Genomic DNA, 16,039 nt, shown 5'->3' with positions numbered 1-16,039 from the left:
ACTTCTAAAAAATAAATGACATTAATTTTGTAAGTTATTGTATTTAAATTGTTTTAATTGATTTTATTCATCTTGATTTATCAGCGGGAATTTAGTGTGCTCTAGCTCTGATTTTTAATGGTTTTTTGCCTCCACCATGCTGTAACTGGTCAATTGTTTATGTCTTTCAGTGAGCAGTTAGGTTCAGTAGAAAATAAAAAACTAATGATAATTAGGAGTGAATGATGAAACGATGGAAATCCAAAATAGCACTCAGCGTGCTGTTTTGTTTAGGTACTATCGTCAGTGTGGCCGGAATAGCATCCGATGCTAAACCGGGCGAGGTAAAGCCTGGCTATGGTAATAAACAACAGAGTGCGGAAGCTCAGGGAATTATGGCTAATCCCGATCTAACACTAGAATCCCGTGGTGTAAGAACACTGCAGGATTATATTGTTCAGGAAAAAGAGTTGTTTGATTTTCTTTTTGAAAATCATCCGGTATTTAAATATGCCGAGCAAGGTCGTTTAAAAGGAACCTATAAGGTCAGTGACCGTGGTGAAGAATACTTACACGGTGGTGATAGCCAAAAATATAGCCAACATCAAGAGGGCAATCGCCCTATGGCATTGCAATATCGCCTCGGTGCCAAGTCGATTTTGGATTTCCCAAATAAGTTTGTTGGTCCTGAAAAATGTGGTGAGTGCCACGGCCCACAATATGAAAAGTGGAAACGTTCACGCCATTCAAAAACCTTACGTTTTCCGGGGAGTCATCCCGAAGTCGATAACGATTTAAACAAAACCATGTATGGCACTAAGGATACTTCTATCCTGCCAGACGGCATTACCCCTGATGCAATTTATGCGACGGTGGGAACACCAAGAACCAAATACGGCTTTATCGATAGCTACTTAGTACGCGGTACTTTCCATGTGAAAGACGGTTTACTCAAAGATGGTACTGGCACTATGGTCGCCGGTGGTAACCAATTCTCCCGTGGTTGGGCTGAATGGTTAACCCCTGAAATGGCGAAGAAAATTCAGAAAGTTATTCCTGAATTTCCAACTAAAATGGAAGATTTTGGCGCGAGTGGTTCACACCAATGGGGTATGAGCTCCTATGGTGCTAAATACGAGAAGGAATTCTTATTCCAACCTGCGAGCTCCTATTGCGAAATGTGCCACACCTTTAAGTTTGATTTTAAAACTAAAGATGAGTTTTTTGCAGCCCTTGGTAATCCTAAAGAGCTCCAAAAACATACAGTGTCACTCGGTATTACCTGTGAAGAGTGTCATGGCGCAGGTGGTCATTTAGACGGCGGTATCGGTGGTGGTATGCCTTCTAACTGTGAGCGTTGTCACCAGCGTTTTAACTTCGTAGAAGAACTTGCGCAAACCCCACAGGGTAAAGAAAAACTGGAATATGCCTTTAACGTGAAGATGAAATCTTCGTGCCCATCTTGTGGTACAGAAGGTTCGCAAATGTTTGCCTCGTCTCACTACGATAAGGGTATGCGTTGTTCTACCTGTCATGATCCACACGAAGTGACTGATGGTGATTGGAAATCCGGTATTACTAAACCAAAACTCATCAAAGAATGTACCGATTGCCATACGGCACAGGCTGAAATTGCGAGTAATACCAAAACCCACAGTAAACAAACTTGTCAAAGCTGTCATATGCCAAACATGGGTAGTTGTGAAAACTTCACCGCGATCCAGTTCCCTGATATGGCCGGTTTCGACAACGTTCGTAAGTCGCACATGTGGAAAATCGATGTTGATCCATTGCGTAAGACACTTAACCCACCTGAAGGTAAGTCTCGCGACTCATCCACTAAGGGCTGGACTGTGGCGAAGGACGAAAATGGCCATAACTACCTCGATCTCATGTGGACCTGTGCTCGTACTTCCGCTTCTGATCACGATGTAGTGGATAATAAAGGTTGCCATAGCCAATTCCAATCTAAGTTGGGTGAGGGTCTGCACTTTAAAGATCAACAGCAAATCTACGGCAAAGTTCAGAAGTGGCAAAAACCAGTGAAAGAAACCTATGCCAAAGTAGAAAAAGCCCTTATTAGCATCGATAAGTCGCCCAATATGGCGAAGTTATCGGTAGAAGATAAGACGCAAGTGCTGTTGTTGACCGATAAAGCTCAAGATGTCCTCAAGCTGATTAAAGCCGATGGTTCATGGGGTGTTCATGGTGCGCGTTACTCACAAAAACGCTTAGATGCCGCCTTGACCTATGTGACCCAAGCCCAAGCAATCATTGATGGTAATGCGCTGAGTGCGAAGAAAATATAGTTTAACTTGAGTCCTAGTTATCCCCGACACCTTTGGGTGTCGGGGAATATGAGAGCCTAATTATGCATAACATGCTTCGTCAAAGTGTAAGCCGAATATTGATGGTGTTGGCCTTAGGCGTGACTGCGATGCCAGTCATCGCCGGTGGTGGATCAGAAATGTCTGAAGTGCCCTATAACGAAATCCAATTAAATCCCATTTCGATGATGGAAGCGGAAACCTTAGTCGGCAAGCAAGGCGTTTATTTTTTCGACGTAAATACACTGGAGATATGGGCAGAAGGTTTTATCCCCGGAGCAGTTTTTTTCAATGTTCAGAATTGGAGAGAGTTACTTCCAAAGAATAAAGATGCAGTCATGGTGTTTTACTGCGCTAACCGCCTTTGTACCAGCAGCAATATGGCGGCGAGAGAAACCATGAAGCTAGGTTACACAGGTGTGCGTCATATGGCCGATGGTATTTATGGCTGGCGTATGTCAGGTCGAGTAACAGAAAAACCTTAGTAACACACAGGACCGATGTTTTATCGGTTTGGTTTGCAGGGCCAAAAGGCGAAACCCACAGGGTTAACATTGTAGAGAACATAAAATGAAAACACGTATGCCAACTTCTTTTATCCCCAAAAGCATCACAGTGGCGACCTGCGCCGCATTATTTGTTTCGGTAGCCAGTTTTGCCGGCACAAGTCTGAAAACCGATGCAGATAAAACCTCCTACAGCATTGGCGCTTCTATTGGGAATTACATTTCTGGTCAAGTTTACAACCAAGTTGAATTGGGTTCAGAGGTGAATGTCGACTTAGTCGTGCAAGGTTTTGTGGATGCGCTTAAAGATAAACAGCAATTAACCGACGAAGAAGTGCTGACCTACCTGAACCAAAGAGCAGAACAACTCAATGCCGCAAGAACTGTCGTTGCTGAAAAACAAATGGCAGAAACTAAAAAGGCAAGTGCGGCATATCTTGCTGAAAATCAAAAAAAGTCTGGCGTTAAAGTTACCGCCTCTGGTCTTCAATACGAAGTCTTAACCCAAGGTAAAGGTCATAAACCCAATCCAGAAGATGTGGTCACAGTGGAATATGTTGGCACTCTTATCGATGGGACTGAGTTTGAAAATACGGTTGGACGTAAAGAGCCCACTCGCTTTGCATTAATGTCGGTGATCCCCGCTTGGGAAGAGGGATTAAAGTTGATGCCTGTGGGGTCTAAATATCGTTTTGTGGTACCAGCAAGCCTTGCCTATGGCACTGAAGCCGTAGGTATTATTCCTCCTGAGTCAGCACTTATCTTTGAAATTGAACTGAAAAATATTGAGAAACCCAGCGAAATGAAAGAGATGAAAAATAAAAAGATGATGCCTGCACACGGTTAATCTGGCTCCTAAAACGAGTTGTTTGAAGAGTGAAATGGAGACTGGAATGGTGAGCTTAGGACTAGGCATTGGCATCAGTTTACTGTTGTTTGTTGCTTATATTTACTGGCAGCACATGCGTCTAAACCTAGTAATGGGAATCGCACAGTTGCCAAACATGTCGAGCAAAGTGCCCTTTGCGATGGGAATCGTCCTAGTGCTGCTTACCCTTGCTATCTACAGTCAAACAGGCCGTTTTAGGGATTGGGATCAAGGTCGGATTGATGAAAATATTGATTATTTAGTGGCGGCTGAGATCACCAAAGCCAGTCGTTGGGTTCAGAGTGAGCCGCAAAACACCTTGGCACTTATGTCATTAGCTCAGGCTTACAATGCGGGAGGTTTGTACTCAGATGCGGTGCTGACCTTAGATAAATTACTCGAAATAGGGGGAGAAGATGCCGAAGTGTTAGGGGCAAAAGCTAACGCGCTTTATTACCGCGAGCTTCGGCAAATGACACCTGAAACCCAAGAGGTGATTGCCAAAGCATTAGCACTCTCTCCCTTTGAGCCTCAAACCCATATGTTACTCGCGGCAGATGCTTACTTGCATGCTCGTAACCAAGAGGCCATTGACCATTGGCAGCTCCTGCTCAAACACAATGGGGACAGTATCAACCGTGAAGCAATCGATAATGCGATTGCAAAAGCACAAAGCAAAATGAATGAAAGATGAAACCCGTTCTATCAACCCTCGCCGTAAAGATCTGTCCCTGCAAGGAATCTGGCGAGGCGTTGATATTTTTAATAAAAGGATAAATAGGATGAAGAAATACTATGCATTGTTGCTGTTAGTGCCCTTGCTATTTGGCTGTAATAAAAGCGAGGCCACAGACCATGTTCATAAAGCCGAGATGATCCACGAGCATGACCGTTGCCATTTATGCGGCATGGTGATCACTAAATATCCCGGACCTAAAGGGCAAGTGCACCTCAAGGCTGAGAAAACGGTACCTAAGTTTTGTTCGGCTCGCGATATGTTTAACTTTGCATTACAGCCTGAAAATAAAAGACAAATTGATTACATGATGGTGCATGACGCGGGCACGACCGATTGGGATCAGCCAGACGATGGCGCCTTTATTGATGCTCAAAGTGCCTTCTATGTTTACGGTACGACCAAGAAAGCTGTGATGGGACCTGCCGTTGCCCCTTTTAGTACCAAAGCTGCCGCCGAAGCCTTTGCTAAGGAATTCGGTGGCCGAGTGCTGAGATTTGATGACATCACCCTAGAACTGCTCGCGGGTGATAAATAAGGTTGTGGTGATGAAGCTGCGTCTCGTCCTTATCTGGCTGCTGTGCTTTGCCTCTTTCGGTACTTGGGCAGCACTCATTCGGGTAACAGATACAGATTCACTCACTCTTGCCCTTAACAAAGCCCAAGCAGGTGACACCTTAGTGCTAGCCACTGGGGTGTATGAAGGCTCCTTTAAGGTGACGCAATCCATTTCGCTAAAGGGGGAAATAGGCGCGACATTAGATGCTCTGCGCCAAGGCAGTGCGTTGGTCATTGAGGCGCCTCAGGTGAGTATTGAGGGGCTCAATATCCGCCACTGGGGACGGGATTTGTATTACCGTGATGCCGCCATTTTACTCAAAAAAGGGGCGGATCATGTGCTGATTAAGGGAAACCGCTTGGTGGGTGATGGTTTTGGTGTTTATGGTGAACAGCTAAACTCGCCCACCATCACGAACAATAGTATTAGTGGTAACGGCGCCATTCATGTGCTTGATCGGGGTGATGGCATTTATCTTAAGCATGTTAATTCGCCACAAATTGACCGAAATCAGCTCATTTTTGTCCGTGATGGTGTGTATTTAGAGTCCGTTACCCACAGCCGCATTTATGAAAATCAATTCACTAAGCTGCAATATGGCATTCACTACATGTATACCCAAGCCGACGAAGCGTGGCAAAACCAAGCGATTGCCGTCGATGGCGGTTATGCCCTAATGAATTCAACCCATATTTACCTGCACCACAACCGTGTGACTCAGGCGCGGGACTTTGGCATTTTACTCAACATTACTGAGGCATCCCATGTGCAAGCCAATGTTGCGAGTCAAATCCATAACCCTAATGGCACTGTGGAGCTTGGCAATGAAGGGAAAGGTATTTTTATTTACGCCGCTCAACATAACCGTATTCAAGATAACGAGTTTAGCCACAGTGATACCGGGATCAGTATGGCCATGGGCGGAGAGGAAAATCGCCTTTGGCATAATCGTATTATGGCCAATCAAACCCAAGTCAAATATGTCGGAGAAACTCAACTTGAATGGAGTTATCAGGGGCAGGGGAATTACTGGTCGGAATATCAAGGTTGGGATCTGAATGGCGATGGATTAGGGGATATTGCCCATAGGCCGAATGACAGTTTAGATAAACTGTTTTGGCTTTATCCTGAAGCCAAACTGTTGATGGAAAGCCCCGTTGTGTTGTTACTGCGCTGGGTGGAACGCCAATTTAAGCCACAAGTGACGAGCGGTATAAGTGATAGTTTTCCCCTAATGCAAAGGGGCGCGCACGTACTGATTGATGGAGGTTCGCGATGAATCATCAAACTTTGACCTGCTCAGTAAATAAGCCTATAGCGAGTGCAGATGTGGTTGTTAAAGCGACAAATATCAGTAAATGCTATGGCAAGTTTAAGGCACTGGATGATGTGAGTTTTGAGGTGTTAGCGGGTCAAGTGATCGCACTCCTTGGGCATAATGGTGCGGGTAAATCTACGTTACTCAAGCTTATTTTGGGATTACTTACCCCCACAAGTGGCCTGCTCCAAGTTCAAGGTCATAGTGTGAGCTCCCAACAAGTGCGGCAGAGTTTGTCTTTAGGCTATTTACCTGAAAATGTGAGTTTTTATGACAATATGACCGCCAATGAGCTGCTGCGATATTTCGCTAAGCTTAAGGACGTTGCCTTGCCTAAAGTGCATGAATTACTTGCTGAATTTGGTTTAGAGGCCGCTAAAGATAAGCGTTTGAGTACTTTTTCTAAGGGGATGCGGCAACGTCTTGGGCTCGCGCAGGCGATATTGGCTGAGCCTAAGGTACTGTTACTCGATGAACCGACAGTTGGCTTAGATCCCTTGGCATCGGCTTTCCTGTATCAAAAAATCGCTCAGCTCAGGGCGCAGGGCTGCGCCATTATTATCAGTACCCATGAGTTGGGATTAGTGCAAGATCAGATGGATCGCGCTTTGATCTTAGGTCGAGGGCGAATGTTGGCTTCGGGAAGCTTAACCTCCCTGAGGGCGGCGACTCAGTTGCCAAATCATATCTTGTTGCATTTTCTATCTAATACTCAAAGGCAAGCATTGCTAGCGGATCCCATTTTAGCGGCATGTGTTAAGGCAAATGCGGGGCAGGGACTCACGCTCGCCGTGCCACAGGAGCAAAAGTCAGCCGTGTTAAATCACTTATTACAAAAAGTGCCCGCGGGGGATTTTTCTATTGAACCTCCTAGTTTGCAGAGTGTGTTTCATCATTACATGGAAAGTCTTTGCCCCCTTCAGTCGCCAAAAATGTCCACAAAGACTATTAACATAACAGATATAAATCAGGCGATTAATTTGGAATCAGTCCTATGAACCGTTCCGAGGTTTTGCACCATCATTTAAGTGCTCTGAGCATAGTGAGCACCATAGCCGCCAAAGAGTTTAAGGATAATTTACGTAATCGTTGGTTATGGATGATGGCGGGAATCTTGTTGCTGCTATCTCTGTGTGTGAGTTTTATGGGCAGCGCAGTATCTGGCAACTTAGTGGTATTTGAGCCTGCCCAGATCCTTTCTGGGTTAGTCACTTTATCGGTATTTATGCTCCCTTTAGGTGCGATTTTATTGAGTTATGACAGCTTTGTTGGTGAAAAAGAATCCGGCACTCTGTTGTTATTACTGACTTATCCATTAGCACGTTGGCATCTGGTGTGCGGTAAGTTTTTAGGCCATGCCTGCGTGATGACCATTGCCTGCATTTTGGGTTTTGGTTTAACAGGATTAATACTGATATCTCTGGGCGATACTCAGGCCCAGTTATCCATAGCGATCGGGTTTATCCATTTGATTATGAGTAGTATTTTACTGTCATTAGTGTTCGTGCTCTTGGGTTATTGGGTTAGCTTGTGTGTGCGAGAAAAAGCCAAGGCACTGGGAATATTACTCATTTTATGGTTTGTGCTTGTGCTGGTTTATGATCTTATTTTACTCAGTGCTGTGGTTGGAATGAGTGAGATGTTTAATCGTACTGTATTCAATCTACTGATTTTGTTGAACCCCACTGATTTGTTCCGTGCTTTAAATTTACTCGCGACTCCCTCGGATACACTCGCGGCTAAAAGTAGTCTCACTCTGCTTGCTCAAACTGGGCTGGGCTTACCCTTAATGTATGGTTTGCTGGGTGTCTGGATTGGTGCATTACTTTTGTGTTGTTCTTGGATCTTTAAATACCAAGAAATCTAGTTTAGCGACCTCTGTATTAGTCTAACTTTGTACTTATTAAACAATGACTAAACTGAGTATAGAGTCACACTCTTATATGTTGTTAAAAGGTAAAATTAACCATCTTGACTTGGTGATTGCATATCATCGTTTTCTTGGAAAGAAACAATGTCACATGATGATTGCATGTTGTTAGTGTAATCAAACTTTATCAGTATTGGCTGATCTTTCAGGCGTTTAACATGCATAAAATCACATCTTATTTAATGTTAGATGAACAGGCTAAGGAATTAGTCGATCATGTGAATGGGACAACCATCAGCCTGACTTTTTCCGAAACGGCCTTATTAGTGCTGCTGTTATCATCCACGAATGCCATTTTTACTAAGGAAGAATTGCTGCAGGTCGGCTGGCCTGAAAGGGTGGTTGCTCCTACCTCTTTAACGCAATGTATCAGTACCTTACGTAAAAAGCTCGAACCCTATACCGAAGTGCAGCTTAAAACCGTGGCACGCCGCGGTTATCAATTGCATATCTCTGAACAATCCCATGTAAAGATGCTGGCGATCAATGATGCGAATGCAATTCGTGATGCCTTAGTGGGGGTGTCGGTTTGGACTAAAGTTGCTGGTATTGCCCTCTTGTGCGCTATCTTGGCAATCGTTTGGTATGTGAGCGACCATCATGCGGTGGTTAAACAGGTGGCTAAATGGCATGCCGATAAATATATCAGCCTCAATATTGGTGGCACGCTGGGGACGGCGCGAACCTTCTATATTGGTGATGAGGATCGTTTACATCCTTCATGGTGGCAAAAACATTTAGCGCCAGAGGGAAATCACATCAATAACCTTAATTACTTCAGTGCATTTACCTCAACGGATGGCAAAAATTATTCGATGGCGATTTGCCCTGAGCTGGACGCCGATGCCTGCAGTGATCACGGCATCATCAATATCACGGCGATAGATGCAAAACCCGCAGGATTAAATATGGCGGAGTTTATTCCGCTGAGCCAAATAATGGAGCAGCGCATTCGCTATAACCGTATCGTCCTCCCTGCGGATGATAAAGGAATGGGCGAGTTACTTGAGCATAATTACCATGCGGATATTTATTTTCCCGTCGCGGGCGAACTCTTAGTTCGTAACGATCTCAGTATGTCTCTGGTCTATGAAGGGCAAAATAAGGGTAAGTTTTATTCAACCTCCTGTATTACAGATCAAGATTGTTTAACGACGCCGATTAAATACACTATCCGCGGTGAGTTTGAGCAGTACCAGACCACAATTGATGACCTTAAAGTCGATGTTTTTCACGTTAAAGTGTTACAAAAAGAACTGACAAAACCGGATGAAGTCAGCCATTCTGCTATGCAGTTCTACCGTGAAATTCGTAAGCATGATATCCGTGATGAAGATTTATTTTATTATCGTGTTTATCAAAATGAGCACACGGCAGTATGGATCATTCCTCAGATGGGACAAGTACTTGCGTGGACTCAGTACACTCAGATCAAATTATAGAGTAGTCGTTAGCAAACTTGATTAAGCCGACATAGTGTCGGCTTTTTTGTGCCTGCAGTTGAGCGCGGTCGTGATGATGCTAAGCTGCGAGTTTAAGCGTCTGGCTCAAATTGTTTGCATTAACTTTCTATCATAAAAATTGGCTTTGTTTTACTTCTTCATTCAGTGCCAGTTACACTGCCAAACTTAGCAATCACACTATAAATACAATAATAAAAAAGAGAGGAGTCATTCATGTCGGACCGTCTTATTCCCGTGCTATTACTGTCAACTTCAGTACTGGCTGGGCTCACTGCTTGCAGTGATAACACCACAGAAAACACCGTAAAAACCAGTGAAAACGCGCCAAAAAGTCAAGACGTTGCGGCTCAAATGCCGATTGGTATTAATGTCGCGGCTATGACGCCAACGGTAAAACCAGGGGATGATTTTTATACCTACGCCAATGGCGAATGGATGAAAACGACGATGATCCCTGCCGATCGCTCCAGCACTGGCGCTTTCCTCGTAGCCTTTGAAGCAACCGAAAAGCATAAAACCAGTTTGATTGCCGAGCTGGTGAAAGCGCAACATGCGGCGGGGAGCGACGAAGCGCGTATCGCCGATTTCTACAAGGCTTACACAGATACCGCCGCTATTGATGCCGCAGGAATGAAGCCTGCCGAGGCGGATATTGCCCGTTATGAGGCCATTGCGAGCAAGCAGGATTTATCTGCGGCGTTAGGCGGAAATCTGCGCGCCGATGTCGATCCTCTCAACGCGACCGATTTTTATACCGAAAACCTATTTGGGATCTTCGTCACCCAAGGTTTAGCAACGCCGGGCGAAGTCTTACCTTACTTTTTACAGGGCGGTTTAGGCTTACCTGAGCGCGAATATTACCTGTCTGCCGATCCTAAAATGGTCGACATTCGCACCGCTTACCGCGCTTGCATTGAAACCTTGCTTAAAGATGCGGGTGTGAGCGATGCCGCTGTCCGTGCCGATCGTATTTTCGCCCTTGAAAACAAGATTGCCGCAGCCCACACCAGCCGTGAAGCAAGCGAGGATTTTACTCAGTCTTCGGGGGTATGGAGCCGTGCTGACTTTGATGCTAAAGCACCGGGCATCGATTGGACTGCCTTTCTAGCGGCGGCGCAACTGGGCAATCAGCCTAAATTTGCGGCCTACCATGCAACGGCGATTACGGGACTTTCTGCGCTTGTGGCCTCTGAGCCTTTAGATGCATGGAAAGATTGGCTCGTGTTCCACCATATCAACAGCCATGCTGATGTGTTGCCATCGGCTATCGACAACGCTTCGTTTGCCTTTAATGGCACTAAGCTTTCTGGCACGCCAGAGCAGCGCAGCCGCGATAAACGTGCCTTAGCAGCACTCGACCAATATTTAGGTGATGCCGTAGGCCATGCCTATGCCGAGCAATATTTCCCCGCTTCGGCCAAAGCAGAAGTCAGCACTATGGTGGATAACATAGTGACCGCCTTCGGTCAGCGAGTGGAAAAACTCGATTGGATGGACCCTTCAACCAAGAAAGAAGCCCTAGCAAAAGTGGCCACTATGGCGGTGGGCGTGGGTTATCCCGATAAATGGCGCAATTACGACAGCTATGCAGTGACTGCGACCAATGCCTACGCCAATGCCATCAATGGCGAAAAAGTAGAGTACAGCCACCAGTTAGCCAAGATTGGCAAACCAATGGATAAAGGCGAGTGGTGGATGACGCCGCAAGTGGTGAATGCGGTGAATTTGCCCGTGCAGAATGCGCTTAACTTCCCCGCGGGTATTTTGCAACCGCCATTCTTCGATGCTAAGGCCGATGCCGCTTACAACTATGGCGCGATTGGCGCTGTGATTGGTCATGAAATCAGCCATAGTTTTGATAACAATGGCGCGGCATTCGACTCGACTGGCGCTATGCGTAACTGGTGGACGCCCGCTGACTTTGCTCAATTTGATAAGCAAGGCGATGCGTTAGCGCAGCAGTTTGATGCCTATGCGCCTTTCCCTGATTTACACGTGAATGGCAAGTTGACCTTAGGTGAAAACATTGCCGACGTAGCAGGTTTAGCCGCCGCTTATGATGCTTACCACGCCTCGCTTAAAGGCAAAGATGCCCCAGTGATTGGAGGCTTTACGGGTGATCAACGCTTCTTTATCGGCTTTGCGCAAACCTGGGCCACTAAGATGCGTGACGAAGCCCTGCGTGCTCGGGTGGCAACCGATGGACATGCCCCCGGCATGTATCGTGCGCTGACCGTGCGTAACTTAGATGCTTGGTATACTGCATTCGATGTTAAGCCTGGCGACAAGCTGTATTTGGCTCCAGAAGATCGCGTTAAGATCTGGTAAGTTTACTGCGTTGATTTGAAAGGAAGGGGGACACTAGCGTTCCCCTTTTTATTAACGATTTTGTAGTCGGTTGTAATCCAGCCACCCACTTTCTATCGGGTGATTGTCGAAAAAGATCTGATTGAGTTCGTCACTAAAGGCCCAAAACTTCGGATCAGTACGGCGTACACCCACCATATCTAACAGTGCTTCATAGTCTTTTTCAGTTTGCATTTTCTCTATTGTCGCTACGACGTTAGGCAAGTCCTGTTCTTTCACTCGCCAAAATGCCTCAGGATAACTGCCCAATAAGCCATGCACTAAAGTGACGTCATCTTTAGCGGGTTCGCGGTTACTCGCCTCATTAAACAGGCTCGAAATATTCCGATGAGCGCTATTGCGAACTAAGGTAAATATCTCAGTTTTACCCGCTTTTTCAGGTTCCACCATGATCATGGTTAGTTCAGGTAACAGGGTCGCTTGTGTGCCTTTTAATCGATCTAATGTGTGTAAAAGTGCTTTGCTATGTATTTGCAAGCTACTGTTTTCTATGTGATATCGATTGGGCTGAACCTTAGCAACCTTCTGTCCGAGTTTTTGATACAGCTCGCCCTTTAGATCGTCGCTAAAGTAGAGTACGCCCGTGGGCTGATGAAAGGTGTTGATATCCCCTGCGATAAAGGCCGTGAGCTGAGTATCAGCCCCTTGATACCAATCACTCAACTGTTTGCGCCTTTCCTCCTGTGGCAACAGGGTCAGGAAGTTCGATTCCCCCTCCATACGTAAAAAATCCATGTATAAGCGAGTTAATAGCTGGTGGCCGTAGTTACCATAAACATCGAAACCCGCGACCAATAAATAGTGGATACGCTCCAGTAAGGCATAATCGATAATCCAAGCCGTTTTGGGGGGCTCGCCGACTAAACCTTTGACCACAGTGGCATTGTCGAAGTGGCGCAGCACTGTCAGGCTGGCATTATCATTGGTGTCGTCGCCATCCCAGAGTCCGTCGATAGTGAGGTGTTGGCCGTTTTTAAACTTCTCGTTTAAGAACTGATTACGCGCCCGCATATATTTGCCTTGCTTGGCGGCATATTTCACCCAAGTTACTGCAAGTGCAGTGCTTTCTTCCTCCGCTGGCATACGTAGGTTTTCAAGTTGGGAATGGTAAAAGGCGCTAAAGTCAGTGTCGTCCATATAATCTGGGGTCACAAAGTACACCCAGAATCTATCGTTAATGACATTGAGCGCCACCTGACCACGGCACACTGGGCCTTTGATAAAGCCCATAATGGTATCTTGGGCGCGGGTCAGCATAAATCGATAGCGCGCACTGGCAGGAATTTGAATAAAGGCTTCAAAGGGATTGGCCGCAACGCTCGGCTTGTAGCTCGGCAGTTGAGTGACTGAGTAATCCGCATCGATAAACCATTGTTGCCAGTTATTGAGCAAGCCGGTATTTAAAACGTAGGGGATGTGGGTTTTATCGACTATGGTTGCCCGATAAGGCCGAAAGCGGTAATAGACTCGCTCCACCTTAGGATCGTCGAAGGGACGACGGGAGGCGATAATATCCAGCGCTTGCCCCGGCGGCGTCCGAGAACGCACTAACTCGAAGAATAAAGGCTGGGCGTTTGGTTGATTCAAAGACTCAAAATATAAATGGAAGGCAAACAAATGCTCGTAGATGTAGCGTGCACTTAATTGGCTTTTTAAACTGTCGCCGTTTAAAAACGTCTCCCAGAGGGTTATTTCTGCAATAAATTCAGGTGTAAGCGCTTGTGCAAACGGCAGTGGCGCACCTTGCTCGAGCCAGTGCATCAACACTTGATGTTCATTCGCATTCAGTGCTGGCAAGCCATAAGGCATACCTGCAAGGGGCTGGCTTTGCTCGTATTTGTCCATTTCCTCTAGGCTGGCGCATTGCTGAACTCTGTCTAGGCTGAAATCAAAACGCTTATCTAAAATCTTGTCTTCAGGCAGGGGATGCATTTGCTTAAGCGTGAGCATTCTGGCTAATACCGAGGCTTGGGTATTAGCTTCTGGGGTTTGATCGCGCTCGTTTAGCATGGGGTAAAACCCGCGTTGACGCCAAGCTTCTGGGGTAAAGGCATCGACAAATAAGCGATTAGGTGTGGCAGCGACTAAGCGTGTGCCTTGGTAGACCTTTTCCTTACTCGCCCCGCGTTCTATACCTTCGCTCGAGGTCATTTTTAACTGACAGGGGGCATCGTAACAGGCATGACATACCACGCAGCGGCTATTGAGAATAGGCTCAACTTGTGTGTGCACAAACTCGGCTTGTTGAATAAATTGGTCGTTAAGCTGTGCATTTTCGACACGTTTTTGCGGTGAGCTAGTGCCAAACAGAGCATTGAAATCGATTTGCGCTACGCTGGCACAACCCGTCGCTAACAGCACTGCGACCAACAACAACCTCTTCCATCCCCCTTTTATCGCGTCCATTCACCGCTCCTTCATTTGCCACATGCTATTTAGCAGAGTTAGGCTTTTTAGCCCACTGATAAGTATCACTTTAGCAGAAGAGTGTGTTGGATTTGAAATTTGCAGCCAGATGTTGTTCAAGGAGCTGACTTAAGTTGCCCTACAGACTTTTGGTCGCTGCTCGAAACTTGGGTAAGATAGTGGCTATAAAAGCGTGCCTGTGATGGCTGTATTAATTGCACCAGTATTGTTGTGGCAATAACAAAAGGATGAAGTATGACTGCTGATAACCGCTATTTTTACGAACCGAGCAAAGGCCATGGCCTTGCACACGATCCTTTAAATGCGATTGTGGGGCCTCGACCGATCGGCTGGATTTCATCGCGGAATACTCAGGGGCAACGCAATCTTGCACCTTACAGCTTTTTTAATTGTTTCAACTACAAACCGCCCATCATCGGCTTTGCCAGCACAGGCTGGAAAGACAGTGTTGCTAATATCGTCGAGACAGGGGAGTTTGTGTGGAACCTCACCACCCGCGGCTTAGCCGAGCAGATGAATCAAACCTCCGCCATGCTGCCACGCGGTCAAGATGAGTTTAGCTTTGCCGGACTCACGGCTAAAGCAGGCACCATTGTTAAGGCAGACTTAGTGGCTGAAAGCCCAGTAAACTTCGAATGCAAATTGTCCCAATGTATCCAGTTAACTGCCGCTAATGGCGACAAGATTGATACTTGGTTAGTGTTAGGAGAAGTGGTGGCCGTGCATATTGCTAAGCATTTACTCAATGCCGAGGGGATTTATCAAACTGCTCTTGCCGAGCCCGTATTACGTGCCGGCGGCCCATCGGCTTATTATGGGATCTGTGAAGATCTGCGTTTCGATCTACATAGACCACAAGTGTAAGGGGCTGCTCAGTCGCCGCAGGGCTGTGGGTTTTTAAACTTCGTTTGAGTTTTGGGTATTAGTTTAACTTTTAACCTTTTAAATCCAAATCTAAGTCAAAGTCGTGGGGCTTCACCCCACACCCGACCAAGGAGGACTGCTCGTCCTATCCTCCTTGGATTCTCCATGACGCCCCTCGCGAAGTTACATGCATTAGTTACTGGCTTCGTGCTTATTCGAAAATAGCTAACGCTTCCGATGGGGCGTCCCTTCCCCCCGAAAGCTACGCAGACGTCCTGTCTGCGTCACGCGATTTTTTTCAACGCCCTTCAGCAACTTCGCAGGGGAAGGTGTGTCTCTGTGGTTTTAGTGTTGTCTGTTTACCATTAAGAGCAAAAAATAGTTGTGGGGGTCCTGTCATTATATGGATGTTATCTCGCTATTTTTACGACTTACATCTTTGCCTGAGATAAAACTAATGCCAAATTCATTTAAAGACTTTTAACACAGATTAAAGGTCACTTTTACTTTCCAGTTCAAAGGTAGTAAATATCGTGCTAGTTTCAGACAACGATATTTCTTGTTTTTGAGAACTTAATCATGAGATTTTTATTTTAATATTGACAATGAAAAAAATTCAATTAATGTTAACTCAGCTTACGGGCAGATTTTGGGTTGCGTATCGCAATCAGTGAAAAAATTGTCTGATAGACTCG

Annotated in this window: 12 protein-coding genes; 11 read left to right on the top strand and 1 reads right to left on the bottom strand. The window is 45.9% G+C overall.

Features of this window, described 5'->3' with window-relative positions; genetic code table 11:
* Positions 1 to 224: 224 nt before the first annotated feature.
* The 10 genes from sirA to L5L98_RS20270 all read left to right on the top strand — a co-directional run bounded on the left by sirA (position 225) and on the right by L5L98_RS20270 (position 12,014).
* The gene (gene sirA, locus L5L98_RS20315; RefSeq protein WP_105250351.1) at positions 225 to 2,288 is read left to right on the top strand and encodes a dissimilatory sulfite reductase SirA; all 2,064 of its coding nucleotides are present in this window, start codon (positions 225 to 227) and stop codon (positions 2,286 to 2,288) included.
* A 62-nt stretch (positions 2,289 to 2,350) separates the two neighbouring features.
* Entirely contained in the window at positions 2,351 to 2,791 is a 441-nt protein-coding gene (locus L5L98_RS20310) for a rhodanese-like domain-containing protein (RefSeq protein WP_028761786.1), read from the top strand.
* Positions 2,792 to 2,876: 85 nt separating this feature from the next.
* Positions 2,877 to 3,659 (top strand): FKBP-type peptidyl-prolyl cis-trans isomerase, encoded by a 783-nt coding sequence (locus L5L98_RS20305; protein WP_105250349.1) that lies wholly within the window; start codon positions 2,877 to 2,879, stop codon positions 3,657 to 3,659.
* A gap of 46 nt (positions 3,660 to 3,705) precedes the next feature.
* On the top strand, positions 3,706 to 4,374 hold the full coding sequence (locus tag L5L98_RS20300) for a tetratricopeptide repeat protein (protein ID WP_263143146.1): 669 nt from the start codon (positions 3,706 to 3,708) through the stop codon (positions 4,372 to 4,374).
* An 88-nt stretch (positions 4,375 to 4,462) separates the two neighbouring features.
* Positions 4,463 to 4,954, top strand: a complete 492-nt coding sequence (locus L5L98_RS20295) for a nitrous oxide reductase accessory protein NosL (RefSeq protein ID WP_263143143.1) — start codon at positions 4,463 to 4,465, stop codon at positions 4,952 to 4,954.
* 10 nt (positions 4,955 to 4,964) lie between these two features.
* Complete coding sequence (nosD, locus tag L5L98_RS20290; RefSeq protein ID WP_263143141.1) at positions 4,965 to 6,254, top strand: nitrous oxide reductase family maturation protein NosD; 1,290 nt, start codon at positions 4,965 to 4,967, stop codon at positions 6,252 to 6,254.
* Complete coding sequence (locus tag L5L98_RS20285; RefSeq protein ID WP_263143140.1) at positions 6,251 to 7,291, top strand: ABC transporter ATP-binding protein; 1,041 nt, start codon at positions 6,251 to 6,253, stop codon at positions 7,289 to 7,291. Before nosD ends, L5L98_RS20285 begins: the two co-directional genes overlap by 4 nt.
* A complete protein-coding gene (locus L5L98_RS20280; protein ID WP_263143139.1) occupies positions 7,288 to 8,160 on the top strand; it encodes an ABC transporter permease in 873 nt (290 codons plus the stop codon). Before L5L98_RS20285 ends, L5L98_RS20280 begins: the two co-directional genes overlap by 4 nt.
* A gap of 221 nt (positions 8,161 to 8,381) precedes the next feature.
* A complete protein-coding gene (locus L5L98_RS20275; protein ID WP_263143138.1) occupies positions 8,382 to 9,665 on the top strand; it encodes a transcriptional regulator in 1,284 nt (427 codons plus the stop codon).
* A gap of 234 nt (positions 9,666 to 9,899) precedes the next feature.
* The gene (locus L5L98_RS20270; protein WP_263143137.1) at positions 9,900 to 12,014 is read left to right on the top strand and encodes a M13 family metallopeptidase; all 2,115 of its coding nucleotides are present in this window, start codon (positions 9,900 to 9,902) and stop codon (positions 12,012 to 12,014) included.
* Between the two features lie 51 nt (positions 12,015 to 12,065).
* Here the strand turns inward: L5L98_RS20270 and L5L98_RS20265 are convergent, their stop codons facing one another.
* Positions 12,066 to 14,459 carry a fatty acid cis/trans isomerase gene (locus tag L5L98_RS20265; protein ID WP_263143134.1) on the bottom strand — a complete coding sequence of 798 codons (2,394 nt, stop codon included), beginning with the start codon at positions 14,457 to 14,459 and terminating at the stop codon, positions 12,066 to 12,068.
* A 255-nt stretch (positions 14,460 to 14,714) separates the two neighbouring features.
* Between L5L98_RS20265 and L5L98_RS20260 the strand changes: the two genes are divergently transcribed.
* Positions 14,715 to 15,344, top strand: a complete 630-nt coding sequence (locus tag L5L98_RS20260) for a flavin reductase family protein (RefSeq protein WP_263143133.1) — start codon at positions 14,715 to 14,717, stop codon at positions 15,342 to 15,344.
* Positions 15,345 to 16,039 lie beyond the last annotated feature (695 nt).

The sequence above is a fragment of the Shewanella sp. SM23 genome (assembly GCF_025654295.1).
Classification (GTDB): Bacteria; Pseudomonadota; Gammaproteobacteria; order Enterobacterales; family Shewanellaceae; genus Shewanella; species Shewanella oncorhynchi.
Note: the sequence above shows the minus strand (reverse complement) of the source record. Positions and strands in the feature narration are given on the sequence as shown.

Excerpts from the sequence above, each read along its gene's own strand:
- L5L98_RS20305 (WP_105250349.1), top strand. The coding sequence starts at position 2,877 with ATGAAAACACGTATGCCAACTTCTTTTATCCCCAAAAGCATCACAGTG.
- nosD (WP_263143141.1), top strand. The coding sequence starts at position 4,965 with ATGAAGCTGCGTCTCGTCCTTATCTGGCTGCTGTGCTTTGCCTCTTTC.
- L5L98_RS20310 (WP_028761786.1), top strand. The coding sequence starts at position 2,351 with ATGCATAACATGCTTCGTCAAAGTGTAAGCCGAATATTGATGGTGTTG.
- L5L98_RS20300 (WP_263143146.1), top strand. The coding sequence starts at position 3,706 with ATGGTGAGCTTAGGACTAGGCATTGGCATCAGTTTACTGTTGTTTGTT.
- L5L98_RS20270 (WP_263143137.1), top strand. The coding sequence starts at position 9,900 with ATGTCGGACCGTCTTATTCCCGTGCTATTACTGTCAACTTCAGTACTG.
- L5L98_RS20275 (WP_263143138.1), top strand. The coding sequence starts at position 8,382 with ATGCATAAAATCACATCTTATTTAATGTTAGATGAACAGGCTAAGGAA.
- L5L98_RS20285 (WP_263143140.1), top strand. The coding sequence starts at position 6,251 with ATGAATCATCAAACTTTGACCTGCTCAGTAAATAAGCCTATAGCGAGT.
- L5L98_RS20280 (WP_263143139.1), top strand. The coding sequence starts at position 7,288 with ATGAACCGTTCCGAGGTTTTGCACCATCATTTAAGTGCTCTGAGCATA.
- L5L98_RS20295 (WP_263143143.1), top strand. The coding sequence starts at position 4,463 with ATGAAGAAATACTATGCATTGTTGCTGTTAGTGCCCTTGCTATTTGGC.
- sirA (WP_105250351.1), top strand. The coding sequence starts at position 225 with ATGAAACGATGGAAATCCAAAATAGCACTCAGCGTGCTGTTTTGTTTA.
- L5L98_RS20260 (WP_263143133.1), top strand. The coding sequence starts at position 14,715 with ATGACTGCTGATAACCGCTATTTTTACGAACCGAGCAAAGGCCATGGC.
- L5L98_RS20265 (WP_263143134.1), bottom strand. The coding sequence starts at position 14,459 with ATGGACGCGATAAAAGGGGGATGGAAGAGGTTGTTGTTGGTCGCAGTG.